Source organism: Streptomyces sp. NPDC026515 (assembly GCF_055567595.1).
Window position 1 is genome coordinate 1 of sequence record NZ_JBVHQD010000047.1, and the last position, 12,464, is coordinate 12,464.

At 72.5% G+C, this 12,464-nt stretch carries 10 protein-coding genes; 2 read left to right on the forward strand and 8 right to left on the reverse strand.

The features are described from left to right. A partial coding sequence (locus tag ACZ4O3_RS43705) for a sigma factor-like helix-turn-helix DNA-binding protein (protein WP_467727966.1) occupies positions 1–110 on the forward strand: 110 nt, incomplete at its 5' end. Between the two features lie 7 nt (positions 111–117). On the opposite strand, the gene ACZ4O3_RS43710 is transcribed toward ACZ4O3_RS43705, so the two are convergent. Beyond that, positions 118–2,367 (reverse strand): FUSC family protein, encoded by a 2,250-nt coding sequence (locus tag ACZ4O3_RS43710; RefSeq protein WP_467727960.1) that lies wholly within the window; start codon positions 2,365–2,367, stop codon positions 118–120. Between the two features lie 16 nt (positions 2,368–2,383). Continuing rightward, positions 2,384–3,760 carry an NAD(P)/FAD-dependent oxidoreductase gene (locus tag ACZ4O3_RS43715; RefSeq protein WP_385003239.1) on the reverse strand — a complete coding sequence of 459 codons (1,377 nt, stop codon included), beginning with the start codon at positions 3,758–3,760 and terminating at the stop codon, positions 2,384–2,386. 246 nt (positions 3,761–4,006) lie between these two features. On the opposite strand from ACZ4O3_RS43715, the gene ACZ4O3_RS43720 reads away from it, so the two are divergent. Beyond that, positions 4,007–4,816 (forward strand): methyltransferase domain-containing protein, encoded by an 810-nt coding sequence (locus tag ACZ4O3_RS43720; RefSeq protein WP_467727961.1) that lies wholly within the window; start codon positions 4,007–4,009, stop codon positions 4,814–4,816. 13 nt (positions 4,817–4,829) lie between these two features. On the opposite strand, the gene ACZ4O3_RS43725 is transcribed toward ACZ4O3_RS43720, so the two are convergent. From ACZ4O3_RS43725 to ACZ4O3_RS43750, 6 genes are all read right to left on the reverse strand, one after another. Further along, positions 4,830–5,264 carry an ATP-binding protein gene (locus tag ACZ4O3_RS43725; protein ID WP_362724970.1) on the reverse strand — a complete coding sequence of 145 codons (435 nt, stop codon included), beginning with the start codon at positions 5,262–5,264 and terminating at the stop codon, positions 4,830–4,832. A 97-nt stretch (positions 5,265–5,361) separates the two neighbouring features. Then, a complete protein-coding gene (locus ACZ4O3_RS43730) occupies positions 5,362–7,266 on the reverse strand; it encodes an AMP-dependent synthetase/ligase (protein WP_467727962.1) in 1,905 nt (634 codons plus the stop codon). Positions 7,267–7,406: 140 nt separating this feature from the next. Beyond that, entirely contained in the window at positions 7,407–8,495 is a 1,089-nt protein-coding gene (locus ACZ4O3_RS43735) for a glutamate--cysteine ligase 2 (RefSeq protein ID WP_362726606.1), read from the reverse strand. A 106-nt stretch (positions 8,496–8,601) separates the two neighbouring features. Further along, positions 8,602–10,812: a 1,4-alpha-glucan branching enzyme gene (gene glgB, locus ACZ4O3_RS43740; RefSeq protein WP_467727963.1), complete on the reverse strand. Its 2,211-nt coding sequence runs from the start codon at positions 10,810–10,812 to the stop codon at positions 8,602–8,604. A gap of 4 nt (positions 10,813–10,816) precedes the next feature. Beyond that, positions 10,817–12,175 (reverse strand): maltokinase N-terminal cap-like domain-containing protein, encoded by a 1,359-nt coding sequence (locus ACZ4O3_RS43745; protein WP_467727964.1) that lies wholly within the window; start codon positions 12,173–12,175, stop codon positions 10,817–10,819. Between the two features lie 31 nt (positions 12,176–12,206). Then, positions 12,207–12,464: alpha-glucosidase C-terminal domain-containing protein (locus ACZ4O3_RS43750; RefSeq protein WP_467727965.1), on the reverse strand; the 258-nt coding region annotated here is incomplete at its 5' end.

The window sequence follows — 12,464 nt, forward strand, 5'->3', positions numbered from 1 at the left end:
TGACCCAGAGCAGGATCGCCGAGTCCCTGGGCATCTCCCAGATGCACGTCTCCCGGCTCATCAGCCGCAGCTGCGCCCGCGTCCGGGCCGAAGCCCTCGACAGGCAGTGACCTCCGCTCAGGCGGCGCGCGCCCGGACCGGCACCTTCAGGGGCCGGGCCAGGCCCGCCACCGCCTCGTCGAGGCGCTGCAGATGCCGCAGCACACGGTCGGTCACCCGGCCGTAGCGGGGGGCGCGCAGGGTGCCCGGCTCCAGCATCGCCGCGATGCTGGGGCCGGTCTCGATCTCGCCGCCGGGCCGCCGGCCGTCGACGTGGGCGGCGATCGCCTCGATGTTGTGCACGATCCGCTGCCCCGCCCCGCGCAGCCGCGGATCCGCCGCGATGGCCGGATGGGTGGGCAGCAACTCGGCTGTCGCCGCGAGGGAGCGCGCGTGATAGGCGCACGTCTCCAGGAGCGCCACCACATAGCGCGCGGTGTCCCGGCGGGACCGCAGCGGGGTGATCGGATGCGTCAACGGCTGCACGGCCGCCCGCAGATCGGCCAGCGCCTGGTCCAGTTCACGGGCCTTCTCCACCAGGTCGGCCGGCGGCGCCCCGCTCAACTGGTCGGCGGCGGCCCGGGTCACGTCGGCCAGCCGGTCCAGCGTGGTGACCAGCAGCTCGTCGGTACGTCGGTCGGTGTGCACCGGCAGCACCACCGCCGCCGCGATCACCCCGCACACCGCGCCGAGTGCCGTCTCCCCGATCCGCAGCACCAGGACGTCCAGGCTGTAGGTGTTGAGCAGGGTGTACAGCAGGCCCAGCATCGCCGTCACGAAGAACGACATCAGGGTGTACGACAGCGGCGCCGAGTAGAACATCGCGAAGATGAACACCAGCACCAGCCCGAACGCCGTCCAGGTGTGGTGTCCGACCAGTCCCGCCAGCCCGATGCCGGCCACCACGCCGAGGACCGTGCCCAGTAGCCGCCGGTAGCCCTTCACCAGGATCTCGCCGGTGGACGCCGTGTTCAGGAACACGATCCAGCAGGTCAGCACGGCCCAGTACCAGCGCTGGGCGGACAGGAACTCGCCACCGACGATGGCCAGCGACGAACCGACGGCCACCTGCACCGCCGCCCGCGTGGTGGGCCGGCGCAGGCCGGAGGCCTCCTCGGTCTGGCTCTTCTCCTCCTCGGCCACCTCGATCGCCGCGTCCTCGGCGTCCAGTTCCTCACGGGACCGGGACGTGGCCGGGGTGTCGTCGGACTCGTCCTGCGGCCCGTCCAGCGCGATCCGCAGCCCCATGACCGCCCGGGCGGCCTCGCCGATCCCCCGGAAGACGTCCTGCACGGCGGGGTCGGCGGGCGGCAGGTTCTCCTCCTCGCGGTAGCCGAGCAGCCGGTTGCGCAGCCGGGACACCGCGGTCCCCGGCCGTGGGGCGACCGACCGCAGCACCAGCAGCCGTAGCGCCTCCAGGTCCAGGCGCAGCTGCTCCAGCGCCTCGTCCCGGGCCGGCAGCGGGGCCACGGAGGTCAGGTGGACACCGGGCAGATGCAGGGTGAGGGTGTCGGCCCGCCGGGCGCTGCGCGCGGTGAGCAGCATCAGCCCGAGCCGTTCGGCGGCGATCTCGGCGTCCGCGATCCGGCGCTGCACCAGCCGGGCCACCGCCTCGTCGGAGGTGCCGTCCGGGAGCCGGCCCTGGATCAGCAGCGCCGTCTCGTGCAGCCGGGCGGTCCTGACCCGGACCTCCTCCACCGCCTTGTCCAGCTCCTGCGGCCCGGCGTCGAGCAACTCGGCCTGCGCGGCGACCAGCTGGGCGAACCGGCCCCGGAAGGCGCGCCGCAGCCGGCCGAGGATGCCCGCCGGTGTCTGCGGCACGAGCACGAAGCGTGCCAGGGCCGCGCCGCCGAAGGCGACGGTGATCACGACGTACAGGCCCGGCAGCGCGGGCCGGGTCGCGTGCACGAACAGCGAGGCGAAGTAGATCTGGAAGCCGATCAGCCCCAGTGCGGTGCCCCGGTCGCCGAACCGCCGGCTGTAGACCGCGCAGAAGATGAGCGCCACGAAGAACAGGTCGCCGATGACGACCCGCTGGTCGAGCAGCGCGCCCAGGGACATCGAGACCAGCGCCACCGGCAGGCCCAGGGCGAGCGTGACCGCTTGCTGGGACCGTGCCTTCTCGCGGATCGCGAAGGTGGCGACCATCGCCGCGATGGCCCCCGCCACCAGGTGGGACACGTCGAGCCGCAGCGCCGAGAGGACCGCGAGCGTGAGCGCGATGGCGAGGACCGTCCGCAGGCCGGCGGTGAAACGGAGCAGCCCGGGGTCGGCCGCCGCGAGCCGCCCGCGGACCTCCGCCCACGCCGACCGCCCCGATGTGCTCATCCGGCCGCGCCCGGCGTCAGACCGCGGCTTCGCCGGGGCCCTCGGCACGGGCCCGGACCTGCTCCGGGGTCAGATACGAGTTCGTGTACTCGAAGTCCTTGAGCGTGGCGGCCTTGCGGGACTGGAAGCCGGTGCGTACGAAATCGTCGCCGGCCACCGCGTTCAGCAGCCAGTTGGTCGCCACCCGGGTCTTGGCCACGTTGGTGCGCAGCGCCGACCAGTGGTAGCCGCGGGCCACCGCCTGGGCGGGCAGCCCGCGCAGTTCGATGCCCAGCGGCTTGGAGACCGCGTCCTTGCCGCCGAGGTCCACCACGAGCCCAAGGTCCTTGTGCACGTACGGCTGGAGCGCCTGGCCCCGCAGTGTCGCGATGACGTTGTCGGCGACCACCTTGCCCTGCCGCATGGCGTGCTGCGCGGTCGGCGGGCAGACCGCGCCGGGCTCGTCCTTCGCCTTGTCCGGTACGGCGGCCGCGTCGCCGAGCGCGAAGACCCCGTCGTGGCCCGGCAGGGTCATCTCGGCGTCGACCGCGAGCCGGCCCCGGACCGTCTCCGCGCCCAGGGTGGCGATCAGCGGGCTGGCGACCACACCCGCCGTCCAGATCAGGGTGTGGGTGGGGACCACCCGGCCGTCGGTGAAGGTGACCTCCTCGGGACCCGCCTTCTCGATCGACACCCCGAGGGAGATCTCGATGCCCCGGCGGCTCAGGATCTCCTGGGCGCTGCGGCCCAGTTTGTCTCCCAGCTCGGGCATCAGCTTCGGCGCGATGTCGATCAGATGCCACCTGATCAGCTTCGGGTCCAGGTTCGGGTAGCGGTGCAGCGCCGCGTGGGTGAGCCGCTGCAGGCAGGCCGCGGTCTCGGTGCCCGCGTATCCGCCGCCGACCACCACGAACTGCAGCCGTGCGGCCCGCTCCACGGGGTCGTCGCTGGCGTCCGCCAGGTCGAGCTGGGAGATGACGTGGTCGCGCACATAGGCGGCCTCGGCCAGGGTCTTCATGCCGAAGGCGTGCTCGGTCAGACCCGGGATGTCGAAGGTCCGGGTGACGCTGCCCGGGGCCAGCACGATGTAGTCGTACCGCTCGTTCACCAGTTGGTCGGTGATGGTGCGGACCACGCACACCTTGGACCTGAGGTCCACACCGATCGCCCCGCCCGGGATGATCCTGGTGCGGTACTTCTTGCTGCGCCGCAGCGAGACGGCGATCGACTGGGGCGTCAGGACCCCGGAGGCGACCTGCGGCAGCAGCGGCAGATACAGCTGGTAGGCGAAGGGCGCCACCAGGGTGACGTCCGCCTCGTCGGGGGCGAGTTTCCGTTCCAGGCGGCGGACGCACCCCACTCCGGCGAAGCCTGCGCCCACCACCAGGATCCTGGGTCGTGTCACGGTGTCCATCCCTTTCCGTTGCTCCAGGGGCCCGGGTCACGCCGTTCGCCTGCCCTGGAACGCCTGCCTCGCACCAGTTCGATCCCACCGTGCCCGACGCCGTCGCGCCAGCCGGGCGGAGCAGGCAGACGAACGCGTGGGCTCCAGCATGCCCTCGATCAAGAGGAGTAACCGGCTGTCGCACGGATATGCGCCGGACCGCTGTCCGGTACAAGGTCGTCCACGGCGATCACGTACGCCAGTAGAGTGCCCGCCATGGCGCAGACCCAGCCCGGAACGGGCTTCCAGCAGCGGCACATCGACCCCGACCGCGTGGCCCCGCTGGTCGGCGCCCTGGACTCCCAGGACGCCAATCCCGGCGTACGGCGGCTGCGTGCCTGGGCCGAGGAGGCGCTGGCGGTACGGCCCGGTGAACGGCTCCTCGACGTCGGCTCCGGCACCGGCTCGCAGACCCGGACCCTGGCCGTCGCGCTGGGCCCGCAAGGCGTCGCGATCGGCGTCGAGCCCAACCCGAGTCTGCGTGCGGTCGCCGAGGAGCGGTCCCCGGGCAGCCGGGTCCGTTTCGTGCACGGCGAGGCGGCCGCACTGCCGGTGCCGGACGGCTCGATGGACCTGGTGTGGTGCGAGCGGGTGCTCCAGCACATCTCCGACCCCGACCGGGCCGTCGCCGAGATCGCCCGGGTGCTGCGTCCCGGCGGCCGGGTGGCCCTGCTGGACACCGACTGGGGCACCACCCTGCTGCACCCCGGCGATCCGGTGGTCGTGCACGCGTTGACCGGGGCCGCCCTGCAGGGCGCCAACCCCTACTCCGGGCGCCGTCTGGTCGGTCAGCTCAGCGCGGCCGGTTTCGTGGTCGACGACCGCGGTTCGCAGGCCCTGCTCCAGGACCACCGCACGGTCGCCTGGCCGCTGATCCGCATGCTCGGCGAGTCCGCCGTGCGGACCGGCGCCCTCACCGAGCAGCAGCGGGACACCCTGTACGCCGACCTCGCCGAGGCGGCCGAGCGGGGGGCGCTGCACATGTCGGTGACGATGTTCGGGGTGGTCGCGCACCGTCCGGGGTGACGGTGCCCGCCGCTCACCAGGGCAGGAAGACGTGGATGTCCTTGCCGCTCTCCGTGACGACCACGCTGACCTGGTCGCACAGGGTGTGCAGCAGGTGCCAGCCGACACCGCCGCCGCCGTGCCGGGGATGGAAGGGCCGCGGCTCGGGCTGGACCTGGCTGGTGTCGTGCATGGTGAAGTGCACACCGTCGTAGGTGCGCTGCATCCGCAGCTCGAAGGGCCCCGGCGCGTACTGGACGACATTGGCGGCCAGCTCCGTCACCACCAGCAGGATGTCGTCCCAGTACTCGGGGGCGGTGGGCGGCGATGTCCGGGAGAGGGCGGCCAGGTAGCCGTCCGCGGCCAGCCGGGCACCGGTGACATTGCGCAGCTCGCCCGGGAAGGAGACCGTCCGTTCGAGGGTCTCCTCCGCGGAACGTCCGCGGTCGCGGTGTGGCCCGGTCGCCATGTCGTCTCTCCCGGCCCTCGGGGATCAGGGCCGTCTTCTGTGTCGGGTCTCCCCTCGCGGCGAGTTCCCACTGCCGCTCCGGATACGCGTGCCCGGCTCAGCGGAACACGTCGTCCGGGTCGTCCCAGTCGGCCGGCTCCGTGGAACCCGGCCGGCGAACGGCGCGCGACCGGGCCTGGTACATGGCGTCGATCTCGGCCGCGTAGTGGCGCGCTATGGCGTCCCGGCGCAGCTTCATCGACGGCGTGAGCATGCCGTTGCCCGGGGCGAACGGTTCCTGGAGCACCCGGTAGACCCGGATCGACTCGGAGCGGGACACCGTGCTGTTGGCGGACGCGATGGCCCGGGCGATCTCCTCGCGCAGCGCGTTCTCCTCGCGCGACTCCCGGCCGGGCGGGTCGCCCGGCAGCGCCAGCGCGCCGCGCCAGTGCGTCAGGAAGTCCGGGTCCAGGGTGATCAGCGCACCCACGCAGGGCCGGTCGTCGCCGACGACCACGGCCTGGTGCACCAGCGGATGCATCCGCAGCCGCTGCTCCAGCGGGGCCGGGGCCACGCTCTTGCCGCTGCTGGTGATGATGATGTCCTTCTTGCGGCCGGTGATGGTCAGATAGCCCTCGGGGTCGAGCCGTCCGATGTCGCCGGTGGCGAGCCAGCCCCCGCGCAGCGCGGCCCGGGTCGTGTAGTCGTCACCCACGTACCCCTGGAACACGGACGGGCCGCGCACCAGGATCTCGCCGTCGTCGGCGACCTGGATCTGGGTGCCGGGCAGTGCCTGGCCCACCGTGCCGGACTTCTCGCGGCCCAGCGGCTGCATGGTGATCCCGCCGCTGGACTCGGTCAGCCCGTAGCCGTCGTGCACGGGAATGCCGATGCCTTCGTAGAACAGGGTGAGTTCACGGCTGAGCGACGACCCGCCGGAGGTGGCCCGCAGCACCCGCCCACCCAACACGGACCGCAGCTTGCGGTACACCGTCCGTTCGTACAGGGCGTGTTGGAGCCGCAGGTCGAACCCCGGGCCCGCGCCGGTTGCCAGCCGCTGCCGTTCCTGGGCGGTGGCGAAGTCCCGCGCGGTGTCCACGGCGCGCTCGAACAGGGCGCCCCTGCCGTGCTGGTGGGCGGTGCGCAGGAAGGTCTTGTAGAGCTTCTCCAGGACCGAGGGGACGGCGTACAGATAGGTCGGCCGGAAGCTGCGCAGCGCCGACGCCAGCGCGTTCTCCGTCATCTCCGGCTCGTGGCCCATCAGGAACCCGCCGCGCAGGCACATCACCATCACCATCAGGCCGTACACGTGCGAGAACGGCAGGTAGGCGAGAACGGAGGCCTGTTCGCCCGGGAGGGCGGCGGTGTGCCCCCAGCCCGCGAGCAGGATGTCGGGCGGGTACGCCAGACCGCGGTGGCTCAGCGCGCAGCCCAGCGGACGGCCCGAGGTGCCGGAGGTGTAGGTGATCGCCGCCGTGGAGTCCGGCATCACGATCCGCCGCAGCGACTCCACCGTGGTCAGCGGGACGAACACGCCCCGCTGCACCAGGTCGGGCACCGCCCCCGCGTCCAGCTGCCAGACGTGCTTGAGACCGGGCAGGCCCTGGCACACCGTGCCGACGGTCATCACCGCCAGCTCGTCCTCGACCACCACGGCCACACACCGGGCGTCCCGCAGGATCCACTCGACCTGGTCCCGGGCGGAGGTCGGATGGATCGGCACCACCTCCGCGCCCACCGACCACAGCGCCAGACAGAACACCGTCCACTCGTAGCGGGTCCGCGCCATCACGGCCACCCGGTGACCGGGCGAGATGCCCGACGCGATCAATCCCTTGGCGAGATCGACCACTTCGTCACGGAGTTCGACCGCGGTGATCTCCTCCCAACCCGCGGCGGCGGCATCGGGCCGGCGCGCCAGCACCGGCAGGGTCGGGTTCCGGTCCGCCGTCTCGAAGATGCTGTCGGCGAGCCCGCCGGTCAGGGTCGAAGCGGTAGTCGGAGCGAGGGCGTAGTCGCGCATGCGCTGCTCCAGGTTGTACGGAGGGTGACCCTCCCGATCGGTACTGTTGTCGAGCGGGTCGAATCTAGCCCAGGGGAGGGCGGCCCGTGTCAGGAACGGTCAACTCGTTTCCCACCGATGACAGAAGGGATGACCAGAGGTCAGCCCTGGGTACGGCGCACGCACTCGACGACGACGTCCCGCAGGCTCCCCGTGCGCTCCAGCAGCGATCGCTGCTCACCGGCTCCGGTACCCCTGGAGAGCAGCTGTGCCACGGCCTCCTCGACACCGCTCGTGTCACCGCTGCCGGCGAGCGCGTCCGCGGTGTACGCCAACAGCGTGCCCACCACCTCGGCGGCCGGCCGGGGCCGCATGGTCGCCGGATCGAGCAGCTCCTGGTCCAGGCCGGAGCGGGCGGCCTGCCAGGAAGCCAGCCGCAGCATGCTCACACTGTGGTCGAGCGGTGGCCGGCCGGCCCGCCAGTCGCGGGCGGCCGTCTCGACCAGGGCCCGGGCCAGGGTCGCCACGAGGACGGTGGTGTCCGCCCGCAGGCACACGTCCGCCACCCGGATCTCCACCGTCGGGTAGTGCACGGCGAGCCGGGCGTCGAAGTACACCATCCCCGCGTCGAGGATGACCCCGCTGGCCACCATGTCCGCGACCCGGCGCCGGTACCCGTCCGCAGAGCCGAACAGCTCGGTGGGCCCCGCTGACGGACCGCGCGCCCAGAGCCGGCCGCGGAAACTGGCGTAACCGGAGTCCCGGCCCTGCCAGAACGGCGAGTTGGCGCTCAGCGCGCGCAGCACCGGGAGCCACGGCCGCAGCCGGTCCAGGACGGCGACACCCTCCTCGTCGGACTCCACCGACACGTGCACATGGCAGCCGCACACGAACTGGTCGAGCGTGGCGCTGCCGTACCGCCCGGCCATCCACCGGTACCGCTCATGCGCGCTGAGCGCGGGCGTGACCGGCAGCGGGCAGGTGGCGAGCGCCGCCACCGCGCAGCCGATCTCCCCGGCGAGCCGGGCCGCCTCCTTGCGGCAGCGGGCGATCTCGGCGCCGAGGTCCGCCATGTGCCGCTGCGGACTGGTGGCCAGCTCCAGCATCTGGCCGAACAGTTCCTTCTGGAAGACGGCCTGTCCGGGATCGTCCAGCGCGGCACGGTCCAGGACGGCCGCCGACTGGGGCATCGGCTCCCCGCTGTCCGGGTGCACCAGCAGAAGTTCTTCCTCCACTCCGACGGTACGCAGCACCGAGGACCGCCCTCCGGCCGGGCCGCGACCGGGCGCGGCGGGGTCTTTCACCCCGAACTGCCCCGGCCCGGCCGCCCGGACACGTGCCGGCGTCCTCGGCGGCCTACGGGACGACAGGCTCCAGCCACACCGTGCCGAGCGGCGGCAGCGTGAGCCGCACAGCGCCCTCGTCGGCCAGCAGCGGTCCCCGGCTGACGACGTCCCCGCCGCCGTACCGCGCGCTGTCGGTGTTGAGGATCTCGCGCCAGACGACGGCGCTCCCGGGCACGCTCAGCCGGTAGTCGGGACGGACCACCGGGGAGAGGTTGGACACCGCCAGCAGCGGCCGGGCCTCGGCGTCGAACCTCAGGAAGGCGAAGACGTTCTCCTCGGCGGCGTCCCCCACGACCCACTGGAAGCCCGCCGGATCGGTGTCCCGCTGCCACAGCGCGGGGTGCGTGCGGTACACGGAATTGAGATCGCGGACCAGATCCCGGACACCCCGGTGATCGGCCTCGGCGCCGTACTCCGGGTCCAGCAGCCACCAGTCGGGGCCGTCGGCCTCCGACCACTCGCCGCCCTGGGCGAACTCCTGCCCCATGAAGAGCAGCTGTTTGCCGGGATGGGCCCACATGAAGCCCAGATAGGCGCGGTGATTGGCGCGTTGCTGCCACCAGTCCCCGGGCATCTTGGACACCAGGGCCTGCTTCCCGTGCACGACTTCGTCGTGCGAGATGGGCAGCACGTAGTTCTCGCTGTACGCGTACACCATCGAGAAGGTCATCTCGTCGTGGTGGTATTTGCGGTGGACCGGCTCGTGCTGGATGTACTCCAGCGAGTCGTGCATCCAGCCCATGTTCCACTTCAGCCCGAACCCCAGCCCGCCGCTGTCGGTCGGCCGGGTCACCCCGTCCCACGCGGTGGACTCCTCGGCGATGGTCACCACACCCGGCGCCCGCCGGTACACGGTCGCGTTCATCTCCTGGAGGAAGGCCACCGCGGCCAGGTCCTCACGCCCGCCGAACACGTTCGGCGTCCACTGCCCGGAGTCCCGCGAGTAGTCGAGGTAGAGCATCGAGGCGACCGCGTCCACCCGCAGCCCGTCGATGTGGAACTCCTCGCACCAGTACACCGCGTTGGCGACCAGGAAGTTGCGGACCTCCACCCGGCCCAGGTCGAACTCGTAGGTCCCCCAGTCCGGATGCTCGGCCCGCCGCTCGTCCCCGGGCTCGTACAGCGGGTCCCCGTCGAAGCGGGCCAGCGCCCAGTCGTCCTTCGGGAAGTGGGCCGGTACCCAGTCCATGATCACGCCGATCCCGGCCCGGTGCAGGGCGTCGATCAGGTGCTTGAAGTCGTCGGGGGTGCCGAGCCGCGAGGTCGGCGCGTAGAAGCCGGTGACCTGGTAGCCCCAGGATCCGCCGAAGGGGTGCTCGGCGACCGGCATGAACTCGACGTGGGTGAAACCCAGGTCACCCACGTACGCGGGGAGTTGCTCGGCCAGGTCACGGTAGGTCAGGCCCGGGCGCCAGGACGGCAGGTGCACCTCGTACACCGAGAACGGAGCCTCGTGCACCGGCGTGTCGCCCCGGTGCGCCATCCACTGGGCGTCGCTCCACTCGTGGCGGGAGACGGCCACGACCGACGCGGTCGCCGGCGGCACCTCGGTACGGCGCGCCATCGGGTCGGACTTGAGGAACCGGCCGCCGTACCGGGAGGTGATCTCGAACTTGTACCGCGCGCCCTCGCCGACGCCCGGCAGGAACAGCTCCCAGACCCCGGCCGCGCCCAGCGAACGCATCGGGTACTGCGTGCCGTCCCAGCACGTGAAGTCCCCGGTCACCCGCACGCCCTGGGCGTTCGGAGCCCACACCGTGAACCGGGTGCCGGTCACCCCCTGATGGGTCATCGGCTCGGCACCGAGCGCCTTCCACAGCTGCTCGTGCCGCCCCTCACGGATCAGATGCAGGTCGAACTCACCGAGCGCGGGCGGGAAGCGGTACGGGTCGTCCACCTCCAGCTCGTCGCCGTCGCCGTATGTGACGAGCAGCGTGTACGCGGGGAGTTCGGCGCAGTGGAGTACGGCCGCGAAGAACCCGTCGTCCTCCGGCGCCAGGGGGCTGCGCACCCCGTCGACGAGCACGCTCACCGACCGGGCGTGCGGGCGCAGCGCGCGGACGAGGATGCCGCCGCCGTCCACCGGGTGGGCGCCGAGCAGAGCGTGCGGATCATGGTGGGCGCCCGCCAGCAGGCGCCCCCGGTCGGCGGCGTCCAGCGGCGGCGCCGACGCACGGGACGGGCCGGAGGGCTCGGGCAGCAAGGAGTCGCGCAGGGCCATGAGGTCAGCCTCCCCAGCGGGCGAGCCGCTCGATCGCGGCCATCGGAACCGGAAGCCAGGCCGGCCGGTGCCGGGCTTCGTACACCACTTCGTACACCGCGCGGTCCGTCTCGTGGGCGCGCAGCAACGCGTGCTTCTTCCGCGGGTCCCAGCCGGCCCGGGCAGCGTAGCCCGCGCAGTAGGCCTCCCGGCAGCGGCGGGCCCACTCCGGGCGCCAGGGCCTTCGCTGCCGGGCCGCGTAGTCGAAGGACCGCAGCATGCCGGCCACGTCCCGCACCGGCGACTGAGTGCTGCGCCGCTCCGCGAGCGGCCGGGACGGCTCGCCCTCGAAGTCGATGACGAACCACTCGCGGTCCGCCCGCAGCACCTGCCCGAGATGCAGGTCGCCGTGGATCCGCTGCGTGTGCGGTCCCGCGTCGCAGCTGGCGAGCGCGTCGAAGGCGCCCCGCAGCCCCGGCACGTAGGGCCGCAGCGCCGGCACCGCGTGCGCGGCCTCCTGAAGCCGCACCGACATGGCCTGCGCGGTCGGTCCGTGTTCGTCGTGGACGGCGGACGGGAAGGCGGCGGCAAGCGCGAGATGCACGTCCGCGGTGGCCCGGCCCAGTTCGTGCGCCTCGGTGGCGAAGTCGTCCCCGGCCGCGAGCGCGCGCAGGGCGAGGGTCCAGCCGTCGGCCGCGTCCGGCAGGAAGGGCTGCAGTACCCCGAGGGTCGCCGGGCTCGGCTCGCTGGTGCCGAACCAGGCCACCGGCGCGGGCACCCGGGCACAGCCCTGTGCGGCCAGCGCCCCGGGCACCTCCAGATCCGGGTTGATGCCGGGCTGGATCCGCCGGAACACCTTGAGAATGTAGGAATCGCCGTACACGAGTGAGGAGTTGGACTGCTCAGCGGCCAGCAGCCTGGGCGTGAGTCCACCAGGTATTCGGGTCCGCGGGGCGGTCTCGAAACGCAGTGGGCCGACCGTGCCGGGCATCCGCAGCCGCTCCAGCAGCAGTTCGGCGGCGCGGGGGTCGTGCAGGGCGTCGTACACGGCGAGTCCGGCCAGCGGCCCCTCCTCGGCGCGGCCGATGTACGCCCGCTCCAGCCGGGGCGTGCGGTGTTCGCGCACGCCGAGCAGGAGCTGGTAGCAGTCGCCGGAAGGGGCGCCGTCCCCGCCGGGGGAGTGGTCGGCGTGCACGAGCAGATGCAGACAGCCCGGGAAGAGTTCGGTCAGGGAGAGTACGGAGAGATCCGTGACGGGCCGGTCCTTGCCCGCGAACCAGCGCTGCCGGGGCAGCCAGTCGCGCAGCAGCCCGCCCAGCGAGGCCAGCGGCAGATCGAGGCCGGTGGCCGCCGTGTCCCGGGGGAGGTCAACGGTCTTCGTCATGGTGACGCGTCCTTTCCTCGGCTCCGCACGCTCAGCGCCGACGGCCGACGGAGGAGGCGACTCGGGGGAGCCGGAACCAGTAGAAGCCGTGCCCGGCCAGGGTCAGCAGGTACGGCAGCTCGCCGATGGCCGGGAACCGCACCCCGCCGATCAGCTCCACCGGGTGCCGGCCGTCGTAGGCCCGCAGATCGAGTTCGGTGGGCTGGGCGAACCGGGAGAAGTTGTGCACACACAGGACGAGGTCGTCCTCGTACTCCCGCAGGAAGGCGATCACCGCCGCGTTCGACGA